Genomic DNA, 25,654 nt, shown 5'->3' with positions numbered 1-25,654 from the left:
TGGGGCCAACAGCGTTAGCCCCGATTGTTGTTATTGGCAGTAGCGGTCGCGCCAGTTGAGGATCGCCTTTTCAAAACAGGCGAACGGCGGATGGACTATTCCGGCGCCGATCATGCCGATCCCCGCATCTTTGTGCGCAATTGCGGTGTTAATCACCGGCAGAATGCCGGTGCTACCCACGCGCGTAATGTCGATAGCGGTCGGTACGCCCATAAAACCAAGTAACGGAATGGTAACGTTGGGGTTTTCGCCGAGAGTGATTTCACGCATCTGGCGAGAGAAATCGACCGCCTCTTCAACCGTACCGCCCACCAGCGCCACGATGGCCGGTGCCGTGGCCATGGCAAAACCGCCGATGCCGTAGGTTTCGGTAATTGCGCTATCACCGATATCACGTCCGGAATCTTCGGGCTTATAGCCCGCAAACATCGGGCCAATCACCTGCTGCGCCGGGCCGGTAAACCACTGACCCGGTAAGCCGCTGATGCGCAGACCGAATTCAACGCCGTTACGCGCCATCGTCGTGACTACGGTGCTGTATTCGATCCCGTGTGCGGCGTCCATTGCGGCTTTACACATCGCCATCCAGGTCGGTCCGGAGAAGTAATCGCTGCTGAGGACGAACTCGAATACCTCACGCTGCTGCTCAACCGGATAGCCGGTCTGAATAATCCACGGCGTCAGTGCCTGTATCAGTAGCGCCGTCCCGGCGTTGTTGCGGTTATGGCACTCATCGCCCATGTGCAGCGCCTGCGCCAGCATCAGGCGCAGATCGATTTCGCCCGCCAGCTTCATGGCGTCGCGCAGCATCGGTCCCATCACATCGCGCATCCAGTTCAGGCGATCGATAACGCTCTGATCGTTCGCGCCCATGCGCAGGATCTTCGCCATCTGCTCGCTCATATTGGTGTATGCGCGGTTGCCGTAGGTTTTGTTCTCGACGATGTGCATAAACATCGACGCCGACGTTACACCCGCCATCGAACCGACACAGTCATGCTCGTGGCACGGTGAGAAGATGATTTCACCCGAGGCGGCCAGGTCGGCGGCTTCATCCAGATCTTTCGCCAGCCCTTCAAACACCAAAGCCCCGGTGACCGCGCCCTTCATTGCGCCGCACATTTTTTCCCAGCAGATTGGCGGTCCGGCGTGCAGGATGGTGTTGCGGGTCATGCCCGGCACGACGTTGATCGCCTGGTCATAGCCAATCAGCACCGGATGCGACTGGATAATGCGTTCCAGCGCCTGCTGGTTAGCGGCAGCGATTTTGTCAGCCAGCGGCGAATCGGCAATTTCGTCCAGTGCGGCCACGACCTGCATGTTGCCCTGGCCCGGCGGTGTCCAGTCGAGCTGGGTCACGGGAACATTCTGCTTTTTCAGGTCATCGCTGAACATCGCGATGCCGACGTTAATCACGTTCAGCGGCTGGTTAAACAGTGTCTGGCTCATCAGGCTTCCTCCCCTTTACAGATAAATTCACGCGCCAGCAATCCGGTATTGGTGCTACTGCTCGCCCAGATCACACCTGCATCGGTCAGCATCTGGCACTGTTTTTCCAGCGACGGCGTATCGAGATCGGTTCCCAGCACGTAGCCGAGGATCTCAAGCGGACGCCCCTCTGCGGCGGCGATCGCTTTGGCTTCGACGATCGCCTCGATCATCACGCCAACCGGATCTTCATGTGATCCATATCCAAGAACAAAGTCCATAACGATCACGCCGACTTCAGGATCGCGTGCTTCCTGCAACAGACGACTAATGCGGTTGGTTGGATCGATCATCGGGTGCGGTTTACCGTTGGTAAAATCGTCATCTCCGAAATCAAGGAAGGTATGTCCCACGCTGCGGTTGAGATCTGTCAGGCGAAAAGCCGGATCCGGATGAATGTTGCTGTAAACTTCTGCATGTTTTTCCATGGCAGCAAACATCGCCTCATCGCACAGCGTGCCGCCACAGAACAAGCCGCGAATGTACTTTTGCTGCGGGGTCAGGCGGGCGCGGACCTCTTCAATCAGCGGCCAGTTGAGCGGATGCAGATCCAGACTCTCTTTTTTCACGCCAGTCAGCAGTACCGCTTTCAGCGCCGCCTCTTTAGTGCCGCGTGCAAACAGCAGACCGTTTTCATCCGCAGGCGCGGCTTCACGTCCGAGGAAACACACCACGACGGGCTTATGGCAGGCGCGCGCACGTTCCAGCACCTTGCGCGCTACTGTTGGCGCAGGAGGTTTGGAGATAAGCGCGATGATCTCGGTTTGCGGATCGGCCTCCAGCATACCAATCGCGTCAAGCATCATCAGGCCGCCAATCTTTTCGCTCAGATCGCGTCCACCGGTGCCAATCAGTTGGGAAATCCCGCCGCCAAACTCGTGAATGCGTACGCTCAGCTCCTGGCTACCGGTACCGGAGGCGCCAACAATTCCGATGTTGCCGCGACGCACCGCATTGCCAAAACACAGCGCCGCGCCGTTAATAATGGCGGTTCCGCAATCGGGCCCCATCATCAGCAGCCCTTTTTCATGCGCCAGCTGCTTGAGCGCCAGTTCGTCTTCAAGAGAGACGTTGTCAGAGAACAGCATCACGTTGAGGTTATTTTGCAGCGCCTGACGCGCTTCACGCGCGGCAAACAGACCATTGACCGAGATCACCGCCAGGTTGCTGTCAGGAACATGCTTCTTCGCACTGGCAAGCGTGGCATAGCGCGCTTCATGCTGCCCCCCCTGCTCTTTATGCGTAAACAAATCTTCAATCGCCACCAGCGTCTGATCGTTCGCCGCCTCGCTGGCGCCTTTAATGACAATCATCAGGTCGCCACTTTTCGCCTCTTCAAGTTCAGGCGTGAGCAGACCGAGATTCTTCAGTACGCCCTTATTCATTTCTGTCGCCATAGCCACGAACGCCTGCTCAACGCCATCGAGCTTATTTGCGCGTGTGGAGATAGACATCAGTGAGACAGAATCAAAATACGTGTTCTTTTTAACAACTATCCTGATCGACATAATTCCCTCCGGACCTGTGGCTCAGGGCGCAGGCATCCGCCATGCCATACAGCATGTCGCAGCCAGAACTTGAGCCGATATTTTTAATGTCAGTAATATATTGCGTAGAAACGGGTTGTTGCTCAGTAATAATATGGTTCAGCAGCCGTCCAACGCTTTCCCGATAACGTTGATGAAAGGCTTCCTCTAAATAGCTGCGCCTAATACCGCTACACTTTTGCCTGACCATGTTTTCCTCCGGGGAATGGGCTGGCGGTTTCCATAAAATGGCGGACCTTTTTCAGTAACTGCCACATTGAGCGGCACTGATGATTACGGGTTATCGTGTCATGAAGTGCCTGCCATAGCCGTTCCACATGATTCACCCACGGCGAGTAAACCGGCTGGTAAATTACCCTGAACTTGGGATTTGCTTTCAACCAGCGCTGTGTTTCGCGGCTTTTATGGATAATGTAGTTATCAACGATCAGCGTGATTGTTTTCGCCCGCCGGTAAGTGGCTTTCAGGTGCTTCAGCAGAGCGATAAACAGCGCTGAACTTTTGCTGTTGCCGCCCACGTAGCTGACTTTACCCGTGCCACTGTGCAGTGCGCCGGCCAGATAGTATTTTTCGTTCTGCCCCGGCGTCACTACCCGTTTCTGCTGTCCGCGCAACTGCCAGTCCGCACCGATTTTAGGATTAAGGTGGATATCCACTTCATCTTCATAAAATACCGGATGCTCTGCGCTGCATTCATCCAGCGCTTTGTGGATTACCGCCATCTTTTCATCTTTATGTGGGTCACGGATACGCAGAGTTGGCGCGGCCCTGCGCCATACAAGCCCCGCAGATGGCAACCAGCGGCGAACGGTTCCTGCATGTAACTGGCAACCGGTTATCTCATTGATTTTTATTGCCAGTAATTCGGTGCTCCAGCGTGAACGTTGATAACCAAAATCGCCGGGAGAATGCTTTATCAGCTCACGTAACAGGGTGCAGATATGTTCAAAAGGCCAGCGTCGGGAGCGCCCTGCGGGTAAGGATTTCAGGCCTTCAATACCTGAGTGCGTAAACCAGTTAATCCAGCGACCAACGGATGAACGAGCACAACAGAGAGTTCTGGCAACATCGCTGACCCGTTCACCCCGATGAAGCATCAGCATGGCCGTGAGTCTGCGGGCATGATTTTTATCGCGCGTTTTATGAATAGCTTTCTGCATCAGGCGTCGTTCGCCACGGGGTATTGGTGCTATGATCGGCATCGCTCAGTCCGGTTGGTGGTTTTGGTTGGTTTGGCGATTGATCAGATCGCACAATCCGGGCTGAGTTCCCTTTCAGTGATCTACTATTCCGCGCATCTATTTAGCGTTATTTTGCTGAGTAGCGTGGTATTATTTCCGGCACATTGTAAGGCTGCTAAAAAGTCATCACGATATTTCCCCAGCGGATGTCCAGGAATAAATAAAATAGTGCTTAAGCCCACTAAATAATCATCAGATGAAGGCGTCAGACCAATCCCCAGACCAATTAAATGGCTGACCGCTGTAGAGATATTTTCTCCTGTATGCAACGCCGCCAGTAATGTTTGTCGGCGACTCAGTAATTGACGGGTGATTTCCAGATAAAACGGGTTATCACCCTGGTACAGAAATAATGTGTCAGCGCTTCTTAGCTGTTGGCGGATAACCTCTTCCCAGCGCAGCCAGCGGATTGCAGCAAGGCTTATTGCATCAAGCCTCCACCGTGGTATGCGCCACGGCAGACAACCGGAAGTTTCTATCCATTTATCGTTGCCAACGGCTATCCCCGATTCGGTAAAACTGACTCTCTCACCGGGGTGAAACAGCTCTTCACAATGCGTCAGCGCCAGCCGACAGCTGTTAGGCGCGTTATCACAACCTTCACTCAGTAACGTCAGCAACCGCTGCTGTTCAGGTATCAACAGGTTTACCGCACGGGAAAAAACCTGTTCAACCCGTCCCGTTCCCCGGAAAGCGAGAAACGCGCCGTCTGCGGTTAGCGCCCGTACGCATCGCCGTGATGGCGTGGCGATAGTGGCGCTCCTCTGTCAGGCTCCGGCCGCAATCAGCAGCTCGGCAATTTCGTGGTATCCTTTCTCCCGCGCCAGCTCCAGCGGGGTTTTACCGTATTTATCCGTCATGTGCGGGTTTGCGCCATGCTCGAGCAGCAGCTTGACGATTTCCTGCTGTTTCGCACCGCCGTCATTAAGCACGATGGCTTCCAGTAACGGCGTCCAGCCGACAAAGTTGGTATGATTAACATTGATATCGGTACGCAGCAGCAGTTCGCGCACGATCTCTACATGACCTTTTTCGCTGGCAGGCGTAATACCGACACCGCCAAAACGGCTCAGGCAATTGAGATCGGGATTGGCCGGTAATACGGTACGCAGCAGCGTTAAATCGTTAGTCAGACAGCTAATCAGAAATGGATTAAAACAGGTTTGATCCTGTTTATTAATATCGGCACCGGCGGCAATCAATAAAGAAACACAGTCATAATGTTTATTCAGGCTGGCAATAATTATGGCAGTGCGCCCCTGGCGGTTAGTGGCATTAATATCCACATTTTTTGCCAGGCAGGATTTTAATCCATCGGCATCACCCTGCTCTGCCGCCAGCAGAAATTCAGTAATGAGTTCTTTCTCTGACATAATCGCTCTCCTGCAGTTTTTTAGACTTTTTAAATATCCGATAAGCTGAGAATAGCAACAGAGTGCAGAGAATAATATCCGCTTAAATTTCATTCATCGTAAGCGTGTCGATTATTGAATCAAATTTAACAATGAGAACAAAACGTGCTGTAGTGCAATCTTTTCCTTATGACAGAGCCGCTTTTAGCCATTAATCAGTTGTCAGGAAAATCAGGCGTGATGCTACACGGATAGCGGCCTGCAATTAATATACAGAAGTGTGATTGCCTTCAAATCAATTGTAAAACTAGTGTTAAATTCTGTTCAAAACTGATTGCTCTGCATAAGGATTACAAATACATTCAACAATCATCGCGTCGCAGATGCGCGTTTGTCGCCGGAGGGGAGGAAGATGAATTCAATTTTTACCGAGGAAAACCTGCTGGCATTTACGATGGCAGCCCGCTACAGCAGCTTCAGCAAGGCGGCTGAGGAACTTGGCTTAACCACATCAGCAATTAGTTACACCATTAAGCGCATGGAGGTGGGGCTCGACGTGGTGCTGTTTACCCGCAGTACCCGCAGCATTGAGCTGACCGAGTCCGGACGCTATCTGTTTCGCAAGGCGACCGACCTGCTCAACGATTTCCACGCCATCAAGCGCAGTATAGATACCATTGCTCAGGGCATTGAAGCCCGGGTACGCATCTGTATTAATCAACTGTTGTATACCCCTCAACATACGGCACGACTGCTGCAGGTACTCAAGAAACAGTTTCCAACCTGCCAGATAACCGTCACCACCGAGGTATATAACGGCGTCTGGGATTCAATCATTAACAACCTCGCCAACATCGCTATCGGCGCGCCGGATACGTTACTGGACGGCGGGGGGATTGATTACACCGAGATCGGCGCGATCCGTTGGTCGTTTGCGATTGCCCCGGATCATCCGCTGGCTTTTATGCCTGAACCGATTTCTGAGAGCCAGCTGCGCCTGTACCCGAACATCATGGTGGAAGACACCGCGCACACCATCAACAAGAAGGTCGGCTGGCTGTTACACGGACAGGAGTCGATTCTGGTTCCTGATTTTAATACCAAATGCCAGTGCCAGATCCTGGGTGAGGGCATCGGTTTTCTGCCGGACTATATGGTGCGCGAGGCGATGGAAAAGTCGTTGCTGGTCACGCGGCAGATCCACAACCCGCGTCAGGATTCACGGATGCTGCTGGCGACCCAGCATTCGGCCACCGGTCGTGTAACCCAGTGGATTAAAAAAGAGTTTGGCCCACAAGGGGTATTGACGGGAATTTATCAGGATTTGCTGCATCGGCAGTGATGCGCCGGACGGCGGTCATGCCTTCCGGCGTACGTAAGATTATCAGGCGCGAATATCGTCGTACTCGCGGGTTTTATCAAACTCATGTTTGGCAAACGGGCACAGCGGAATAACTTTGCGGTTTTCGGCGCGCATTTTCTCCACCACCTTCGCCACCAGCAGTTTACCGACTCCCTGGCCTTTCAGGCTGGGGTCGACATCGGTATGTTCAATGATGCTCAGATGCTCACCCGTCGGCACGAAGACAATCTCGGCAACCTGATTGCCTTCGGCATCGTTAACATAAAATTTGTTGTGGCCTACAAGAATTTCCATGGTCCCCTCACTCATTTCTGGCGATATTTCAGCGCACCGCTCGGACAGGTATCAATCACTTTAATGACCGTCGCGACATCCACTTCATCCGGAATGATCCACGGTTTACGCTTCAGGTTAAAAAGCGCTGCGCTTCCCCGCACGCAGTTGCCCGAATGTTGACATATCGCCGTATTGAAGTAGACGTCAATCTTCTCACCGGTATAGGCCCGGTAACCGGCATCCAGTAGTTCCTTATCCACGACATTGCCTCGCATTTTTTTATTGTCTGGGTCTAATCATAGACCTGTGCGAGGCTGAAGGAAGCAACTGAAAGTAGAAATATCACTCAGGCCTTTTCTGCAACAACGGCTGCGGCTCTGGCGGCAAATACTCCAGCATCGCAGGCGTCGGCGGCGGTAGACGGTTATCGGCGATATCCCTGTCCACATCGATATGACTGATTTCACCACTTTCATGATGGTGAACCGTCAGCACCCGCGCTTTGTTCAGCTCTGTCACCAGTTCCCGGGTAATACGTAAACTTTCCGCCAGCTCATGATCTTCCAGTCCGGGCCTGCGACTGCGACGTTCCACCCGAAAACGAAACTGGTTGTACTTCGCCCAACCAATCAGCACCAGTCCGTTGACCAGCGCGACAAGGATGTAAAACGTGACCGTATCCAGCGTGGTGAAAAAGGGTCGCACGCCTATATAAGGTGAGTGCGCCAGAGCGGTGATCAGCCCTTTATAGATCAAATATAAAAAGCCAACCCAGGCAAAAAGCGTTAACAGCACGTCAATGATGCGCGGCAGCAAACGCTGCTCCGTAAAGATCAGCGGCTGGCTCATGATTCGATCCTCCCAATTCCACGATCGGGACTCACCCAACGCGCCCTGCCGCGTTTGCGTTTGAGCATTACTTTCGGGAAAGCGACCAGCGTGGTGAACAGGCTTAGCATCCAGTACACCACCGGGAACCAGATAATCCAGAACAACGACGCGCCAATGCCTTTTTCATAGCGCCGCTCAATCATCAGACTCACCGCAAACTGCAGCAAGCACACCACGCCGAGGATTAGCCCAGTAAAGGCCGGCGGGAACAGATGTTGTACATACAGCGAGTCCGGCATCGGGATCATCAGCCCTAACAGGAACAGCACGATACTGATCGCATAGGCAAACGCCCAGGTGGTAGAAAAACAGAACTCAAAAAACAGCGGCCACATACGGCGATATTCCCATGACCACAGGCGGCGCATATTCACGATAAACACCTCCGCACCGCCTTGCGCCCAGCGCAGTCGTTGTTTCCATAACCCTCTTAACGTTTCAGGCATCAGGATCCAGCACAGTGCGCGCGGCTCAAAGAATATCGACCAGTGGCGCAATTGCAGCTTCCAACTGATATCGATGTCTTCGGTGATCATGTCCGGGCTCCAGTAACCGACCTCGGCCAGCGCGCGACGACGAAACGCAGCAACCACGCCGGAAACGGTAAAGATCTGCCCATAAACTCGCTGAGTGCGCTTAATCAAGCCGATAATGGAAGAAAACTCCCCGACCTGCACCCGACCGATTAAGGTGGAGCGGGTTCGAATACGTGGGTTCCCGGTCACCGCACCGACGCGCGGGAACTGGATCAGCGGCGCCACAATATAGGCAACGGCATCACGGTCCAGTAACGCATCGCCATCAATACACACCAGGTAATCACTGCGCGCCGCTGCTGCCCCGGTCTTAAGCGCCAGCGCTTTGCCCTGGTTTTCAGCCAGATGAATCACCCGCAGACTGGGGTATTCCACAGCCAGTTGTTCCAGCACGTCGTGGGTGTCATCCGTTGAACCATCGTTGATGGCAATCACTTCAATATTTTTATATCGCTGCGCCAGCGCGGCCTCAATGGTTTCGCGCGCATTGATCCCTTCGTTAAAACAGGGGATCAGAATGGAAACCAGCGGATTCCCCTCCAGCGTCGGTGGCGGTGTGTCATCTCCCCATTTCCAGTGACGCTCACGGTAGAACCAGAAATAGACCCCGCCGCTTATCCACAAAGCAGACATAAACAAGGGCCAGAAGAAGACGAAGTTCAACATCACTTCACCTGTAAAGATGACCGCCACGCCAAACGGCAGGCTGAACATCAGGCAAAGTATCAGGAAAGCAATTATGCGATCGGTCATTTTTGCGGGTACCAGTATGAGGAGAACGTCGAGCGAATCTCTGACATCTCAGGTTTGTCGCTGATGAAATCATCCGGGTAATAGCCGTAGTTTCCTGCACCGCTTAATTTCAGCTGGCGCATCCATTCGGCTATTTGTTTTCCACTGATTTCAGCCTCGTCCCCGGATTTACGCCAGTCTCGTGCCTGTAGTTCAAACACGGTTTTGTCCAGCGCGCCGGGCGTTTGTGCAACGGCATTCACTAATCTGTCGAGCCAGGCGTTGGCATCATTAGCCGGGATCTGCTCCATGAAAGGCATCGCCATCGGTGCCGTCCAGTCATAAGTATTGAGGAAATCATTCAGGTTCTGCGCAAACCAGGCTTCACTCTCCGGCTCCAGTACCGGCATCGCGTAAATATTGCGCGCCGTTTGCACCTGCGGACCGCGAATATTACGCACCGCCTGGGTCAGTTGTTTGGTGAAGTCGATCAGCACCTTACTTTTCAGTCGCGTCCAGCGCTCGAACGCCTGTGGATTGCTACGGATTTGCTCAATGCTTCCGGGAAGCCCTGCGGCGCGGTAGGCAGCCAACGCCTCCGGTGACGCGTCTTCAAAGTCCGTCAGGAAAGCATCGTCATGGAACAAAATCCCTTTGAAGCTGGCGTGTTTGGCCAGGTCTTCATAGATTTCAGTGATGCGCTGACGCGCTTCGCTGCTCCAGGGGGACAGACGGACATAGTTCTCGCGGTTGATCGCTGTACGTCCCGTTTTCGGATCCCAGGCGGTTACGCGTGGGATGGAAGCGTCGAGATCGAAAGCCAGAACCGGCATCCAGGCATACACCGTCACCCCTGCCCGCGTTTGTAACTGCCAGGAGATATAGTTAAAGAGGTCGGCACGCATCGGCAGCCAGCGGTTAGGGAAATAGAGCTCGCGAATATTTCCGTCGCCCTGCGGATCGGCGTAGGCCTGCAGGAAGACATGAGAAATACGCATGTCATAAACGCGCTGGATAAGCTTGTCGATGTTTCGCTTCTGCTGAGCCGGGTCCTTGTCATACACGTAATCCAGATCGACATGCATCACGCGCATCGTCTGCGGTTCACGTACCTGAGCGACCTGGCTGGCAAAGCGCTTAAGAGAGGGGTTATCAGAGATTAGCACGCGCGGGATGTCATCAAGAAACTCGGCATTCGCCAACCCTTCGTTGAGCGTGAAGGCCATCTTATAGCCATGCTCTTTAGCCAGGTTTAACGTTGTGCCATTGGCTGCCCCGTAAGGCCAGACCCACGCGCGCGGTGATTTCCCGGTCACCGATTTGATCTTGTTGGTGATGAGAGAGATATCCGCGTTTATACGGCGCGTGTACTGTTCATCCGTTTCGTAAGTGCCGGTTTTCTTATCATACAGGCGGTTCGCCACTGCCGGTTCTTTACTTCCCTGCGGGTTGGCTTGTGCACCGAAATGCGAATTCCAGGTGTGCGCACCGACTTCCACCAACGGTGATTTGCCCATCTCTTCGACCATTTTCCAGGTGGCGAATTTATCTCGCGCCGTCATTAAGCCGCCAAAATCGACTTTTTTGTTGGCGGGAGCATCAACCCAACTCCCCACCGGCGCCCAGAGCGCAGGCCAGTTGTAGGCTTTCAGCAGCGGCCAGACGCGGGTATAAAAACTGCTATATCCGTCATCAAAGGTGAGTAATACCGCTTTTTCCGGCAACACGATTTTACCGTCATGGGCGTCCAGGATTTGCTGTACGCTGATCGGGTTATAGCCATTATCACGCAGCCAGGCCATTTGGTCGCTCAACGCGCTGGTGCGCACAGAAAGATAGCGCTGGTCGGCGGCACCATCCTCGACATCGTGGTAGCCGAGCACCAGGAAGCTATTTTTCGGCCACGGATGATCCGCCGTCAGCGGCGTTCTCTCTGCGGGAGGAACGTAGCGAGGCGTTGTATTGTGCGCGCTACTGCACGCGGTAATCATCAACCAGCCAGCGATTAATGCGCTAAGCCACAGGCATCTTTTCAGCATGAACAATCCTTAAAACCTGACATTTAAATCGAAAGCGAGGGAGATATTCCGCTCACGTTTACCGTCGTAGGGGCGTTTATCCCAAATCAGCATCACCCCGCCATCTACGACGTTGTTCCATTTGAGCCGTTGTCCGTATCCCACCTGAACGATGGCACCAGCGTCCTGGCCTTGCTGCCAATAGCCACCTACACCAGCCAGACCTTGCTGCGTCCACACGGTGTCATAATGGCGGTAAAGAACCTGCTCCGCGCTCAGACCAGGTACCACGGAAAAATCACTCTTCGGGTTGTAATACGGCACATTCTCTTTGGTGTTGGTGCTCCCGCCGATGCCCGGGGTAAAGTCCAGGGTGAAGCGCGGCGTTGTCCACATGCGCTCTTTTCCGCTGAGTCCGTATTCGATGCGATCGTTACCATCTGAGAAATGTGATGCGGCAAACGACAGTTGATATTCACGTCGTTCGTTTTGATACCAGCGAACAAACATATCGCCGCCGTTGGCATACACGCCGCTACGCAGCGCGCGCAGTGGCGTATTACGCGACAAGCGCTCGGCCGAACCACCTACGCGCCAGTTATCATTGAAGTCATGCCAGCCGGAAAGACGACCGCCAATTTTCTGACCATCGCCATAATTTCGGCCAGAGACTTCCATTTCTGCCCAGTAGTCGCGGGAAGTCCATTCCGCCCCCGCAGCCAGATCGCGGCTGATGCCTTTACCTTCCTCAAATTCGCCAGTAGCAAAGTTGAATCCAGTAAACAATCGCCAGTTGTCGTTAATTGGCGGACTGTAAATGGCAGTATTGATGTTGAAGTCATTCTTACCGCTGACCGGGCTATCGGACGAGATCCCTTGTGTGCCGCTAATGCGCACTTCCGACATTTTGTGGACATCACGAATACGCGCGAGGCGCAGCGTCGCTTCATCATCCGGGCTACGGGCGATGACGTCATCCGTCAGTTCATCGGCCTGCCTCCATTCCTGGAGATCCAACGCAACATAAGCCTGCTGACGCTCCAGTTCCAGGTTACTTGGCTCAATCACTTCCGCCAGCTTCAGCTCTTTCTCCGCCACATGCGGCAAGCCACGCGCTTCAAGAACGGAGGCATAAGATATGCGCAGCCCCTGGTTACCTGAACCTGTTCGCGCCAGATGCTCAGCGAGCTTTTCAGCCTCAGGTAGCTCATTGGCAGCGATATAATATTGCGTCAGCATCGACTGTCCGAGCAGCCAGTTATCGTTAGGCTGCGGCGTTGGCGAACCATAGATGCGTCGCAGGTACGGACTCTCTTTGATTAGGTTTTCGGCCTGTTTTTTAGCGGCATCAAAGTTTTCATTATCGATATGCGCGTAGAACAGATCCTGTTGATCCTCAGGACCAAGCGGCGTAACGGGAATCGGTCCATTCGGGTAGTAGATGCTCATCAGCATCGCTTCGGTTTTTTCTGGCTGGCGTTCGCTTAACCATGCCGATGCTACCCAGCGTTTCGCGTAGTTTGGCACTTCGCCGCTCGCAGAAAGCGATTCGTATTCCTTAATCACTTCAGACGTTCGCTTACGAACCAGCAAAGCGCCCATGCGGTCTATTCTCGCCCGACGGACATCATTCTGCGCGGATGGCTCATCCTTCCAGGCAGCCAGCAACTGGTCATAACGAGCCAGCGCTTTATCCGCCACGATAAACCGCTCTTCTTCATTACGTGCGGACGTATAGGAGGAACGTACCATTTCGGCGGCCGCATCAAGCTCAAGGCGGCGCTTCACAGGATCTGCCGTAGGCACTACCTCCGCTATATTTAAGGCGGGCCCGGAAACACGGTTTGCTGACAGAGCAGACAGCAGCGTAGATTTTGCATTTTTGTTGCCAGGATCAACGTCATCCGCCTGGCTGGCAACCAACAGCGCGTCCCAGTTTTTTCCCTGAGAATGATATACGTAGGCAAGTAGCGCATCGGAGTCAGCCCCCGGATGTGCCTGTGCCCATTTATTCGCTTCAGTAAGGGCTTGCTGATTGTAGCGAGCATCTGCCAACGTCATTATCCAGCCGGTGCGTACGTCAACGTTGTCAGGCTCTTCCTGTAAAACGCTTTCCCATACCGCTAATGAATCATTCCAGTTTTTCTGGTTACGGTACGCACGTGCAGCGGCGACTTTGCCGCGTGCAGGCACATCCATCTGCCCACGATAGCGCTGCCAGATTTCAATAGTGGCTTTATCGTTGTTATCAACCCAACTGGAAACTTGCAGCCAGTCGGCAACCTGATTTGGCGTTAGCGCGCTTTGCTTTCCCTGATTCTCTAAATAGCTGCGCGGAATAGTAGATCACTGAAAGGGAACTCAGCCCGGATTGTGCGATCTGATCAATCGCCAAACCAACCAAAACCACCAACCGGACTGAGCGATGCCGATCATAGCACCAATACCCCGTGGCGAACGACGCCTGATGCAGAAAGCTATTCATAAAACGCGCGATAAAAATCATGCCCGCAGACTCACGGCCATGCTGATGCTTCATCGGGGTGAACGGGTCAGCGATGTTGCCAGAACTCTCTGTTGTGCCCGTTCATCCGTTGGTCGCTGGATTAACTGGTTTACGCACTCAGGTATTGAAGGCCTGAAATCCTTACCCGCAGGGCGCTCCCGACGCTGGCCTTTTGAACATATCTGCACCCTGTTACGTGAGCTGATAAAGCATTCTCCCGGCGATTTTGGTTATCAACGTTCACGCTGGAGCACCGAATTACTGGCAATAAAAATCAATGAGATAACCGGTTGCCAGTTACATGCAGGAACCGTTCGCCGCTGGTTGCCATCTGCGGGGCTTGTATGGCGCAGGGCCGCGCCAACTCTGCGTATCCGTGACCCACATAAAGATGAAAAGATGGCGGTAATCCACAAAGCGCTGGATGAATGCAGCGCAGAGCATCCGGTATTTTATGAAGATGAAGTGGATATCCACCTTAATCCTAAAATCGGTGCGGACTGGCAGTTGCGCGGACAGCAGAAACGGGTAGTGACGCCGGGGCAGAACGAAAAATACTATCTGGCCGGCGCACTGCACAGTGGCACGGGTAAAGTCAGCTACGTGGGCGGCAACAGCAAAAGTTCAGCGCTGTTTATCGCTCTGCTGAAGCACCTGAAAGCCACTTACCGGCGGGCGAAAACAATCACGCTGATCGTTGATAACTACATTATCCATAAAAGCCGCGAAACACAGCGCTGGTTGAAAGCAAATCCCAAGTTCAGGGTAATTTACCAGCCGGTTTACTCGCCGTGGGTGAATCATGTGGAACGGCTATGGCAGGCACTTCATGACACGATAACCCGTAATCATCAGTGCCGCTCAATGTGGCAGTTACTGAAAAAGGTCCGCCATTTTATGGAAACCGCCAGCCCATTCCCCGGAGGAAAACATGGTCAGGCAAAAGTGTAGCGGTATTAGGCGCAGCTATTTAGATAACGCAATAACGGTGCACTATTACCACCCCGCGCTTCAATAACCAAAGCGTCATAATCTGATGTCGCTGCAGAGATTTGCATAGGGAAAAGAACGCTTGCCGTAAATAAACAGCTTAAAGACTTAAAACGTTTAATGAAGTTGGCATGTCGACGCATACTTAACATATCTGCCCTTATAACTTACATCAGAGTAAAAATAAGCGTTTTCAATATATTACAGTCGGTTGCTAACGATACCCGACCATGTAAGATGCACTGCCGCTTATTTTGCAATAGGGTTATGAAGCAATTAATTCTTTCGTCTTATTGACTACCCGCGCCTCGCCCTCTAATCGTGGGAAAGCAGGCGTAAACTCGAAAATTTTATCACTCAGCGTAGTTCGTGGCTATGCGATACGAAAACTCTTAGACAAAAAAGTATTTTAGACTAAATAATCCTAATACTCTTGGGATTGAATTCTGGATTTAGATTAAGTTTGCATGACGAAACCTTGTGACGATGATAACTATTGCTGGTTGGCATAGCTACACCGCGCAACTGTTTGCATGGTAACTATTGTGTGCGGATAGAGAAAGTTCTGATAATAATGCCCCTGATAACAACAAAGATAACAATGTAAATAATATAACCTAATTTTAAGTTTCGAACAGGGTCGATAAAATGAAATTAAAGGTACAGTCATAAGCAGAACTAAGTACAGTAAAAAAAACAGTAAAAACTCAATAAAATCAAATGACTTCTTGACCTATCCTTGAAATCTACCAAAATTGGTATTTTGGTATCCGCCATAATACGTGCGCGAAGAATTGTGCATTGCTCAACTCGCTAAAGTATTTACCAACCTTGCGTATTATTGACAGTATCAACCACACCCCCTTTACCCTTACAATTTGAAAGCTTATTTACATTGAAAATAATTTATATACCCTAAATAATTCGAGTTACATGAAGGCGGCAAGTGAGTAAATCCCCAGGAGCATAGCGAACTATGTGACTGAAGTGAGCTAGCGTAGCCAACGCACATGCAGCTTAAAGAATGACGGGTATAGACGCATAATTTTTTGCACTTACCTTCCTTCCAGCCTTTGAGGTAATTTGGACACAGATGCCAATGGGAGCTGGTCAATGAAAATCGTTAACGCTGAAAAAACACACATCCCCGCTATACGCGATATCTACGCCCATCATGTTATTCACGGTACCGGCAGCTTTGAAACTGACCCGCCGGATACCCGCGAGATGCAGGATCGTCTGGAAAAAATCCGCAGTCTGGGACTGCCGTGGGTTGTCGCATTACAAGAAGATAAGGTCATCGGGTATTGCTATCTCACCCGCTACCGCGAGCGTTATGCCTATCGCTATACCCTCGAAGATTCGATTTATATTGACCCGACGGCACAGCGTCAGGGGGTGGGAAAAGCGTTGCTACGCCATGTAATTGAGTGGGCTGAAACGCAGGGTTATCGGCAGTTGATCGCTATCGTCGGCGACAGCAATAATCAGGGATCGCTGAAAGTCCATCAGCAGGCCGGATTTACGAAAATAGGCACGCTGACGAACATTGGATTCAAGCATGGGCTCTGGCTTGATACGGTATTAATGCAACGCAGCCTGGGTACAGGTAACAGTACGCTACCAGCGGATTTCGATGCCGCTATTTAACATTGCTAAGGGATGACTTCAGGATACTGTCTTCTGGTAACCCTCAGACAAACAGAACCACAATCAGGTATAACGTAGTTATTGAATAATTCTCCATTTTTCAGCTCGTTAGAACGAAAAAAGCACCCGAACGTTAATGAACGGATGCTTTCTAAATCGAATAACTCAGTTTTACTTAGCGGGCGGCCCCGCCTGGTGCGCCAAAGGCATCGCGGGGCAAACATCTTTTCAGCCCGAAGATGATTCATCCCTGCGCGTGATATTTCGCCAAATCCCCCCCGACAGTCTCAGGTTTTCCGGCCCGCTATTCAGGATTTGGGTTACACATTTCAGGTAATTGTCTTTCCAGCGCTCAATAAAAGAAGACTGGCTTTCGAACCTCTGCGGATCGACCATTTTCTCCAAAACAAAATGGATGCGCCCGTCTCGCCACACCGGAACACCAAATACGGTGGGTAAGTGCATTTTCCAGGCAAGTCGAGAGCAAAAGGTGGAGTAGGTAATCTGCTGGCCGAAAAAGTCGATAGTCGGCGCGCTCAAATTCAGCGCGCCGTCGATCGCCACAACAAGCGACTGCCCACTATGTAAGGTCTGTATGCAGGCTCTGACCACGTCCGCTTCGCTTTTGTCACTAACCGAAATCAACCGCTCACCGTAGCCCCCTTTGAGCACGCCAGGCGTGGAAGCCACCCATTTGCTGTTCATTTCCAGCAAGGAGAGGATCATCGGCCCGGCATACATTGCGCCCATATGAGCCGATACAACAATGCAACCACGCTTATCGAGCTGCAGCCGTTGGAAAAACTGCTCGACATGCGATATATCGGCCAACCGATACATCGGTTCGTCGGCCTGCTCTCCACGGCATTCAAGCCAGTCGAGGAGATAATTATCGGCAAGATACCCCCACTTCGCCCGGCGTTCCCATTCATCGCGCTCGATACCGGACTGTCTGCCGGCAACTTCCCATGCCCAGTCAAGGCGCTCAGGCGGTAGATTAACGGCAGATATTTGCCCATCAAGCGCCAGCAGCCCCTCTTCGAATGACTGAGGCAGATGGCTTGCTCTGGCCTGAATATAGTGCTCAAAGATGCTTTCCGCTTCGCTTGTTTTCCCCGCCTGTAACAACGCCGCCGCGGCATAACGGTTCCATTTACTGGTCACCCCTTTTTCCCTTGCCAGTTGTACAAACTCATCGCTGGCAGCAGCGTATTGCCCAACCTGGCGCAGTGCTCGGGCATACATGGCTCTGACATAAGGAAGATCAGGATGAGTCGCGAGCGACTGCTGCAGTAACGGAATGGCTTTCTCATTCTGACCCGTTCTGATTAAGGCATCGGCATACAGGGTCACGATCCGTAAATTATCAGGGTTAAATTGCAGGGCATGACGCCAATGCTCAGCGGCCTGAAGCTTCGCTTCCCGGCTGCGGTCAGATTGATAGTGGGCAAGCCCCAGGCTACGACGCAGCGCTGCACCATCCAACCCACGGGCTAATGCGGACTCCCCAGTCTGAATGGCTTCCTGATATTTACCGACAGCGCACAGCGTATCAACCGCCAGCCCCGCCGACTCCTGCTTTTCTAACGCGAAGAATGGGAGCAATGCGCGGGCCAGGTCATGATCTTCTGGTAGGCGGCTTTTATTTAAGAAACGGAGGCAGGTCTCAATCATATCTCCCCGCGGGGGAACTTCCTGCGCCTGTGTTCTGGCCAACGAGATTGCCTGTAACTCTTTATCCACAAGCGTCAGGCTGCGCAGATGGAGGGCAAAAATTTTGCTATTGCCCGAAAAAGCGAGCCATGCCCGCTCGGCTAAGTCAGCAACAGTCGCATATTGTTTACTCTTAAGCAGCACGCTTGCGACCAGCAGGACATCCTCCGGCTGGCACACATTCACCGCCAGCAGTTTGTTAACCACCTGTAGTACAGCGTCCCGATGATGTGATGCCAGCGGCGAAATAACCCAGCGTCGCAATAAATCACGGCTATTCTTTGCTGTCAGCACACGGTCGGACAACAAAGTCAGCGCGGCATCTGTTTCATCTTTACGCAAACACGCGATAGCGAAGAGAATAATGTTTTGCTCATTTCCAGCACTATCTCGCACTTTTTCGGGATGCTGCCCGAAATAGTGACATAGCCCCTCCCAATCCTCTTGTTTGAGCAGGGTGGTTGGCGATTTTTTTTTACATGTAGAGTGCAAGCTCATCGTATTTCCTTACTCCGCCTTATTCACGCATCCGCCTGATAGTTATCAGGAGAGAAGTCACCAGGTACGCGATGCCCAGCAACACGAAGAACAGTAACCACTTTGTTCCATCAGCATAGCGAGTGGTGTCAGACACCACCATCGGTTGAGAAATGATCAGCAAATACCGTCTCTCACGTAACGCTTGAAGCTTCCCTTGCTGTAAGGTCTGTAAGGCAGATTCCCAGCGTGTTTTGGCGATCTCACTCTGCAGGCGAAGATCTTCAAACAGGGACAGGCTTTCTGAAGAGCCTTGCGACCCTAACTTATTTGACAGGCGGTTACGTTGTTCGCCGATCTGCTTTTCCAGGACCTTGATTTTGGCCGACAGGCGAGGAATAAGGGGGTTCTGATCCAAACCATTAGCCATTAATTGCGCGTATTCCGCTTTCGCCTCCGCCAACTGCGTTTCAAAGCCAGCAATTAATTGATAAATCGCGGTCACGGTTTCCTGCGGTTCAATATCTTTTTGTATATGCTGTATTTTTAGCAATTCAAGCCGAGCTGCCCCCAGATTTTCCTGGGCCGATTTAACATCGTTTTCCAGCCATAAAATCCGTTCCTGCTGCATCCGCGCTGAAACGGTATTAACGTGCTGTTCAGCAAAAGCCAGAATGCGCTGGGCAAAAAACTCAGCCTGTTTCGCACTCCGCGCCTTGACGTTTAAACGCAGCATGCCCTGTTGAATATCGACAGCAACCGAGACTTTCGATAAATAGTAACGATAAGGATCATCATTAATACCCAGCGGCGCGTGGTAGCGGGAAAATAATGCGATATCGTCTTGCGCGAAATAAGATAAAAAACCAAGATCTTTTTCCATCCGCTCCATCATTTCTTTCGAAAGTATAAACTCGCGAACCTGAAAGCCCTCCGACATCTCATTGCCTACACCAAAGAAAGATGTTCCAGAAAAATTATCCTGGCTGGCATCAGTTTGCACAATAAAGGTGGCATCCGCGCTATAAAAACGCGAAGTTAATAGCCATGACATAAGCATAATAACCAACAGCGGCAAAGCAATATAAAGAAAGAGCCGACGTAGCGATTGCTTGGCTTGCTGAACACGTCGCTCTTTAATAACCAATGACGCTCTACGGACGGAATCAGCATCCGTCGCGGACCAACCGGCGTCTGGGCGATGTTGACTTTTCGCATCGGCCGTTTTTTCTGTCTGGCGAAGGGCGCGTTCATCCTCTTTTTGTTTCAGTCGCAAGGCTCGGCTTTCTTCTGCTACCTTCGCCCTTTCCTCTTTCCATTTTTTAATACGTTCTGAATTTTCCACTCTCTATCCGTATATTTTCTATTTATATATCAAAGGAATAATTATCAGTTTGAATCATCGCCTGATTTGATTGATATTGTTCAAAAAGCGCAGATGCCTGTGCTAAATCTTCACACATCGTAATTTTCCCATGCAGCAGTACGCCAAACGCATGACAGTGTTCTTTAATAAGCCGAGGGTTGCGCGTTAGCACAATCAACCCTTTCTGTTGCAACTCATAAGCTAGCGCCGCCTGCATACGCAACTGTGAGGTATTATCCCCGGTGTACAGCTTGTCATCGGCAATATAAAGGCGACAGGGAAGCAGTAAATTAATGGCAAATGCCAGATGCGCTTTCATCGTGACAGAATATTCACTCACCCTGTCGGTATAGCGCTGTTCAAGCTGGGTCAATTGATAGCAGAAATGTGAAAACTCATCGCCATCCAGGCCATAAAGACTGGCCATCATGCGCGCATTCTCTTCGCCGGTTAACCCCGGCAGAACAAAAGCATTTGCCCCCAGTGGGAGCGCATCACCCCGTAGCCCAATAAAATCCCCTTCATCAGGAGCATCTATACCGCACAGCAATCGGGTTAGCGTCGTTTTGCCTGAACCAGGGGCCGCCAGAATACCGATATGCTCATGGTAATCCATGACAAAATCTGTTTTATCAAGGACCACCCGCGGGCCCTTATCAGACTCAAAATAGCGTGTACAACCTAATAAACCGAACACGAACGCGTCTCTCCTGAAGCTAAAGTCAGTGATTTTCAGTGTCACAAATCAGGTGAAAAATGATGCCCGCGAGGAATAACGTTGCGGAAAATGCCAGAGGGTAAAGAGGCTCAAGGTACAAGGAGTTATACCCCTCAAACATTCCTTCTCTGACTATCTCATTAGCATGAAGTAGAGGGTTCCAGCTGAATATGCTTAATAATGAATAGGGCAATTCATTCGCCGTATAAAAGACAGCTGAAATCAAAAACATCGGTCTTAGCACCACAGGAACGGCTTTGTAGACCAGCGGAAACCGTTCAGACAGTGCGTCACAAAAGTAACCAAACGATAACCCCAGAAGCCATGCGATAACCATCCCTTCAAAAATCAGGATCGGTTTCTGGGCTTCCCAGCGGGAGAAGATAAGAAAGTTAATTAATGAAACAATAATATAAATGATAACCGCATTAACAAATTCGACTGCGGCAAGAGCAAAAATCACATGTCTTTTCTTAACCTGCGAGACAACCGCCAACGATGTGGAGAATGAACGGGTACGCATGGTTGCGGTAATGGTATAACGAAATAACAGATACGGTAATATACCTGCAATAACAAAGCTGATATCGTCAGTGAATATTGGCACGGTGCGATTTAAATATTGAAAAGAAATAACTGTAATGGTTATCCATACCAATGGTACGGCCAGCACCATCATATAGTTTAGCAAATTACCGTTATAGCGTGTTTTGATATCGCGTGACATTAACAAAATGATTAACTCACAGACGGTAATGAGTTTCATAAAATAATAAGTATTATTTTTCAAAATATTCATATGGCGACGTTAGAAAGAATTAGAGCCGCGGATCAAAAAGCTATCGAATGCGGCTTTCACCTTAGCGAAATCAGTCAAAGAGGCGTTCGAGATATAGATAACATCGCCGTCTTCCACCCGCATGGCCTGTGCTAAAAACACCGAGTCAGGTTGGCTCATATCGACATGATAGATATTCAGCTTACGCATCTGCTGTTTCGCCTGTTCCGCTTCGTCATGCTTGTACAGAAAAACCGCCTGCGGATCGGCAAGATTGTCGTTTAATCCTTTCGCCAGCGCCAAAGCATCCACTACGCTGGAATGACGCTGAACCAGAGCATGTTTCCCCTGAACACCCGCCGCGCCGAGCACATTAACATACTCGGTCACTTGACGCAGAGTGATACGGTCATCCGGCTGTAAGACAATATCCAACCCGGGATACTGATAAATATCTGACAGTCGCGCATTGAAATAATGCTGCTGGCGCGTCACGTGAACTTCCATCATCTCTGCGCTGGTATTTTCTACTGCCGCCGCCGTTGCCAAAAAATGACTAAGACGATTCATACTCTGTTCGAGAGGGTAACGACCTGTTTTCCCGCTGCCCTCGACCGTCACCATGGCTCCGGTGCGGGCGGTAAGCGTCACCAGCACCTGAGGATTCAGGACAACGCGCGAAAGTCGCTTTCTGATCTCTTCAGCCAGTTGTGTCACATCCAGCCCGGTAACCGGGATTATCCCGGCATAAGGCACCTGAACGATATTACCGTCAGTCACAAGAATATTTTCAAAATCCGCCCGGTCGCCGCTCGCGTTATTGGATAAGTACCCCGCCCCGCCCGAGGATAAAATAGTGATATGCAGCACATCGCCTTTAGCCAAAGATGTCCAGTGCCAGTTATTTTCGGCAAAGACCGGATCGACAATAGTTTTCGGCACAGTATCGGCATCACTCAGTTTTAATGTCGGTGTGACTTCAACCAGATGATAATGAGGATCGTCCTGATTAATCAGGCTGGATTTAAATACCGCCCTGGGAATAGTGCATCCCGAAAGCAGAAAAAACGTCGTTAATAATATAATAATTTTTTTCATAACTTATTTTATAAATGAAATAGCTGAAAAAATGCTGCCCATTAATTAACGAGGCTGAGAGGCAATGGTTTGTACAAACGTTCCCACCATATGTTCCACGGTGAAGCGTTCTTGTAAAAATGACTGCGTCTGTTGGCAAATACCGGTTCTGCTGCGCCATAAATTGACCAACTGTTCTGCATAGCGGCAAGCCTGGTCAAGATTGACCGTCTGCGCATCATCAAGAATGAAACCCGAAACACCCTCAATAAAGCATTCTGCCGATCCACCTGCAGGGGTTGAAATCACCGGCACCCCGACCATTTGTGCTTCAATGAGCACATTGGGTAGCCCTTCATAACGCGAAAACAAAATGAATACGTCCATTTTTTGCAGCCAATACCCCACGTCACGCGAGACGCCAACGAATAGTATTCTCTCCAGAATCCCCAACTGTTCGGCGCGTTTCTGCGCTTCAGCGCGCAAATCACCATCGCCTACCAGCACAAAGCGTGTGGCGGGGTGGTGCTGTAAATAGCGTGCTGCAAAATCAATCCATGCAAAAGGGTTCTTATCGCCTACAAAGCGGAAAACGCCACCAATAGTTGTGTCCGCATCCTGGGTTTTTTGCGTAAACTGCTGCCAGATTTTATGTGGCACCTCAGAAGAGGGGTCGGTAGATGGCGGTAAGACGCCGTTATATACAACCTGGAAGTGCTTCGCCTCCAACTTTAGCCAGTCGGCATAATGGCGGGTCACACAATGGTTGTTACTCATAAAATCAACGCCAGGCACGGCCGCCAGCGCCTGGTAAAGAGGCTCATATTCCGGCTTGAACAGACGCTTTCTCACCACCGGTGGTAAGCCACGTAATCCCAGTTGAATTCTGGGCACGCCAGCAATCAGCGCTGCAAGCGCAATCATCAGACAAGCGCCATCCTGCCAAACGGAGAGATAATCCAGCTTGCGCTCGCATAAGTGGGGGACCAGATGCTTGATACCGTAGTTACACACCGGCGGCAGATGAGAGAGCAATAAGCGCAACTCCGGAGATTCTATTGTCGCATCGTCAAAGAAGTTTCCGGTAATCTTCGCGATTTCAAGCACCTCGACCTGTTCTTCCAGCACTTCTTTCAGGAAAAAGTCTTGCCTGAGTTCCGGTGCCAGGGAGCGAATAATGAGCTCTACCGGCTCTTCTACTTTCAGGCCGCCAATTTTCCCCTGTTGCCGATATTTTCTGGCGATCTCAATAGCCAGCCTGGAAATCTGACGCTCTGCACCGCCGCTACCTAGCGAGCCTGTACAGAGCGCAAGGCGACCAAAAGATCCGACGGGAAGCTGCCGCGGCTGACGATTTCGATAGAACAAGATGGCATGTTTCATTGCAATAATACGGGTGTTGGTCCCCACAGGGATCGCTTCCCCTTCAAGGCGTTCAAGCAAATCGCAGATCTTATTTATTTTGCCTAAATAATTGTTATATTTTTTCTGCACGCCAGTGCTAACCTTTTTAAGAATTTGCTGCGCATCTTTGGCTAGCCCCGTATTATATAAACGCCGCGCATACTCATAACGTGCTTCATCATTGTTTTGTGTAATTAGCGTTTCGTAGAGCGCGTATGCACGCGCCGTTTCATTGAAATCATGAAGAAATTCTGCTTTTTTTAGCATCGCTAATGAAGTTAAAGCCTCAGCCGGTAATTCACTGTCAATTAACGCAATAGCTTGCGCAAGCTTCCTCTCTTGTTTCAATGTTAAAAGCGTTTTCCCTAAATAGCTGCGCCTAATACCGCTACACTTTTGCCTGACCATGTTTTCCTCCGGGGAATGGGCTGGCGGTTTCCATAAAATGGCGGACCTTTTTCAGTAACTGCCACATTGAGCGGCACTGATGATTACGGGTTATCGTGTCATGAAGTGCCTGCCATAGCCGTTCCACATGATTCACCCACGGCGAGTAAACCGGCTGGTAAATTACCCTGAACTTGGGATTTGCTTTCAACCAGCGCTGTGTTTCGCGGCTTTTATGGATAATGTAGTTATCAACGATCAGCGTGATTGTTTTCGCCCGCCGGTAAGTGGCTTTCAGGTGCTTCAGCAGAGCGATAAACAGCGCTGAACTTTTGCTGTTGCCGCCCACGTAGCTGACTTTACCCGTGCCACTGTGCAGTGCGCCGGCCAGATAGTATTTTTCGTTCTGCCCCGGCGTCACTACCCGTTTCTGCTGTCCGCGCAACTGCCAGTCCGCACCGATTTTAGGATTAAGGTGGATATCCACTTCATCTTCATAAAATACCGGATGCTCTGCGCTGCATTCATCCAGCGCTTTGTGGATTACCGCCATCTTTTCATCTTTATGTGGGTCACGGATACGCAGAGTTGGCGCGGCCCTGCGCCATACAAGCCCCGCAGATGGCAACCAGCGGCGAACGGTTCCTGCATGTAACTGGCAACCGGTTATCTCATTGATTTTTATTGCCAGTAATTCGGTGCTCCAGCGTGAACGTTGATAACCAAAATCGCCGGGAGAATGCTTTATCAGCTCACGTAACAGGGTGCAGATATGTTCAAAAGGCCAGCGTCGGGAGCGCCCTGCGGGTAAGGATTTCAGGCCTTCAATACCTGAGTGCGTAAACCAGTTAATCCAGCGACCAACGGATGAACGGGCACAACAGAGAGTTCTGGCAACATCGCTGACCCGTTCACCCCGATGAAGCATCAGCATGGCCGTGAGTCTGCGGGCATGATTTTTATCGCGCGTTTTATGAATAGCTTTCTGCATCAGGCGTCGTTCGCCACGGGGTATTGGTGCTATGATCGGCATCGCTCAGTCCGGTTGGTGGTTTTGGTTGGTTTGGCGATTGATCAGATCGCACAATCCGGGCTGAGTTCCCTTTCAGTGATCTACTATTCCGCGCAGCTATTTAGCGCAGCT

19 protein-coding genes and 3 pseudogenes are annotated in these 25,654 nt (G+C 51.1%); 3 read left to right on the top strand and 19 right to left on the bottom strand.

The window, feature by feature from the left end; all coding sequences use genetic code 11:
* Window positions 1-30 precede the first annotated feature (30 nt).
* The 6 genes and pseudogenes from HV350_RS04745 to HV350_RS04720 all read right to left on the bottom strand — a co-directional run bounded on the left by HV350_RS04745 (window position 31) and on the right by HV350_RS04720 (window position 5,649).
* On the bottom strand, window positions 31-1,449 hold the full coding sequence (locus tag HV350_RS04745; RefSeq protein WP_016154297.1) for a DUF1116 domain-containing protein: 1,419 nt from the start codon (window positions 1,447-1,449) through the stop codon (window positions 31-33).
* Window positions 1,449-2,996 carry an acyl-CoA synthetase FdrA gene (gene fdrA, locus HV350_RS04740; protein WP_016157393.1) on the bottom strand — a complete coding sequence of 516 codons (1,548 nt, stop codon included), beginning with the start codon at window positions 2,994-2,996 and terminating at the stop codon, window positions 1,449-1,451. Before fdrA ends, HV350_RS04745 begins: the two co-directional genes overlap by 1 nt.
* Window positions 2,974-3,186, bottom strand: a pseudogene (locus HV350_RS04735) (DUF2877 domain-containing protein); the annotation flags it as partial. The gene fdrA and the pseudogene HV350_RS04735, both read right to left, overlap by 23 nt.
* A 19-nt stretch (window positions 3,187-3,205) precedes the next feature.
* Entirely contained in the window at window positions 3,206-4,237 is a 1,032-nt protein-coding gene (locus tag HV350_RS04730; RefSeq protein WP_046092923.1) for an IS630-like element ISEc33 family transposase, read from the bottom strand.
* Between the two features lie 101 nt (window positions 4,238-4,338).
* Window positions 4,339-4,917 (bottom strand): annotated as a pseudogene (locus tag HV350_RS04725) (DUF2877 domain-containing protein); the annotation flags it as partial.
* 126 nt (window positions 4,918-5,043) lie between these two features.
* The gene (locus HV350_RS04720; protein WP_181629902.1) at window positions 5,044-5,649 is read right to left on the bottom strand and encodes an ankyrin repeat domain-containing protein; all 606 of its coding nucleotides are present in this window, start codon (window positions 5,647-5,649) and stop codon (window positions 5,044-5,046) included.
* A 391-nt stretch (window positions 5,650-6,040) separates the two neighbouring features.
* Between HV350_RS04720 and HV350_RS04715 the strand changes: the two genes are divergently transcribed.
* Entirely contained in the window at window positions 6,041-6,970 is a 930-nt protein-coding gene (locus HV350_RS04715) for a LysR substrate-binding domain-containing protein (protein WP_181629900.1), read from the top strand.
* Between the two features lie 42 nt (window positions 6,971-7,012).
* On the opposite strand, the gene HV350_RS04710 is transcribed toward HV350_RS04715, so the two are convergent.
* The 6 genes and pseudogenes from HV350_RS04710 to pgaA all read right to left on the bottom strand — a co-directional run.
* On the bottom strand, window positions 7,013-7,285 hold the full coding sequence (locus tag HV350_RS04710) for a GNAT family N-acetyltransferase (protein WP_016154302.1): 273 nt from the start codon (window positions 7,283-7,285) through the stop codon (window positions 7,013-7,015).
* Window positions 7,286-7,296: 11 nt separating this feature from the next.
* Window positions 7,297-7,527, bottom strand: coding sequence for a 4Fe-4S mono-cluster protein YjdI (yjdI, locus tag HV350_RS04705; protein WP_016154303.1), 231 nt, complete (start codon window positions 7,525-7,527; stop codon window positions 7,297-7,299).
* Between the two features lie 82 nt (window positions 7,528-7,609).
* Window positions 7,610-8,116, bottom strand: a complete 507-nt coding sequence (gene pgaD / locus HV350_RS04700) for a poly-beta-1,6-N-acetyl-D-glucosamine biosynthesis protein PgaD (RefSeq protein ID WP_016154304.1) — start codon at window positions 8,114-8,116, stop codon at window positions 7,610-7,612.
* Window positions 8,113-9,447, bottom strand: a complete 1,335-nt coding sequence (gene pgaC, locus HV350_RS04695; RefSeq protein WP_016154305.1) for a poly-beta-1,6-N-acetyl-D-glucosamine synthase — start codon at window positions 9,445-9,447, stop codon at window positions 8,113-8,115. The genes pgaD and pgaC overlap by 4 nt, the downstream gene beginning before the upstream one ends.
* Window positions 9,444-11,465, bottom strand: coding sequence for a poly-beta-1,6-N-acetyl-D-glucosamine N-deacetylase PgaB (gene pgaB / locus HV350_RS04690; RefSeq protein ID WP_103766705.1), 2,022 nt, complete (start codon window positions 11,463-11,465; stop codon window positions 9,444-9,446). The genes pgaC and pgaB overlap by 4 nt, the downstream gene beginning before the upstream one ends.
* A gap of 9 nt (window positions 11,466-11,474) precedes the next feature.
* Window positions 11,475-13,772 (bottom strand): annotated as a pseudogene (pgaA, locus tag HV350_RS04685) (poly-beta-1,6 N-acetyl-D-glucosamine export porin PgaA); the annotation flags it as partial.
* Window positions 13,773-13,869: 97 nt separating this feature from the next.
* Here pgaA and HV350_RS04680 point away from each other — a divergent pair.
* Entirely contained in the window at window positions 13,870-14,901 is a 1,032-nt protein-coding gene (locus HV350_RS04680; RefSeq protein ID WP_046092923.1) for an IS630-like element ISEc33 family transposase, read from the top strand.
* Window positions 14,902-16,053: 1,152 nt separating this feature from the next.
* Window positions 16,054-16,590, top strand: coding sequence for a GNAT family N-acetyltransferase (locus tag HV350_RS04675; RefSeq protein WP_049282180.1), 537 nt, complete (start codon window positions 16,054-16,056; stop codon window positions 16,588-16,590).
* A gap of 228 nt (window positions 16,591-16,818) precedes the next feature.
* Here HV350_RS04675 and vexE read toward each other — a convergent pair whose 3' ends face one another.
* Genes vexE through HV350_RS04640 form a run of 7 tightly spaced genes read right to left on the bottom strand, consistent with a single transcriptional unit; the run spans window position 16,819 to window position 25,543 of the window.
* Window positions 16,819-18,801 (bottom strand): Vi polysaccharide transport protein VexE, encoded by a 1,983-nt coding sequence (gene vexE, locus HV350_RS04670; protein WP_181629899.1) that lies wholly within the window; start codon window positions 18,799-18,801, stop codon window positions 16,819-16,821.
* A 19-nt stretch (window positions 18,802-18,820) separates the two neighbouring features.
* The gene (gene vexD / locus HV350_RS04665; protein ID WP_181629897.1) at window positions 18,821-20,125 is read right to left on the bottom strand and encodes a Vi polysaccharide ABC transporter inner membrane protein VexD; all 1,305 of its coding nucleotides are present in this window, start codon (window positions 20,123-20,125) and stop codon (window positions 18,821-18,823) included.
* 22 nt (window positions 20,126-20,147) lie between these two features.
* Window positions 20,148-20,843, bottom strand: a complete 696-nt coding sequence (gene vexC, locus HV350_RS04660; RefSeq protein ID WP_141875612.1) for a Vi polysaccharide ABC transporter ATP-binding protein VexC — start codon at window positions 20,841-20,843, stop codon at window positions 20,148-20,150.
* A gap of 25 nt (window positions 20,844-20,868) precedes the next feature.
* On the bottom strand, window positions 20,869-21,663 hold the full coding sequence (gene vexB / locus HV350_RS04655) for a Vi polysaccharide ABC transporter inner membrane protein VexB (RefSeq protein ID WP_047499331.1): 795 nt from the start codon (window positions 21,661-21,663) through the stop codon (window positions 20,869-20,871).
* Between the two features lie 9 nt (window positions 21,664-21,672).
* Window positions 21,673-22,740, bottom strand: coding sequence for a Vi polysaccharide ABC transporter protein VexA (gene vexA, locus HV350_RS04650; protein ID WP_047414406.1), 1,068 nt, complete (start codon window positions 22,738-22,740; stop codon window positions 21,673-21,675).
* Window positions 22,741-22,785: 45 nt separating this feature from the next.
* The gene (gene tviE, locus HV350_RS04645) at window positions 22,786-24,531 is read right to left on the bottom strand and encodes a Vi polysaccharide biosynthesis glycosyltransferase TviE (RefSeq protein ID WP_181629895.1); all 1,746 of its coding nucleotides are present in this window, start codon (window positions 24,529-24,531) and stop codon (window positions 22,786-22,788) included.
* Window positions 24,512-25,543 carry an IS630-like element ISEc33 family transposase gene (locus tag HV350_RS04640; protein WP_046092923.1) on the bottom strand — a complete coding sequence of 344 codons (1,032 nt, stop codon included), beginning with the start codon at window positions 25,541-25,543 and terminating at the stop codon, window positions 24,512-24,514. Before HV350_RS04640 ends, tviE begins: the two co-directional genes overlap by 20 nt.
* Window positions 25,544-25,654: the final 111 nt, after the last annotated feature.

The organism is Citrobacter sp. RHBSTW-01013, assembly GCF_013781985.1.
Classification (GTDB): Bacteria; Pseudomonadota; Gammaproteobacteria; order Enterobacterales; family Enterobacteriaceae; genus Citrobacter; species Citrobacter braakii.
Note: the sequence above shows the minus strand (reverse complement) of the source record. Positions and strands in the feature narration are given on the sequence as shown.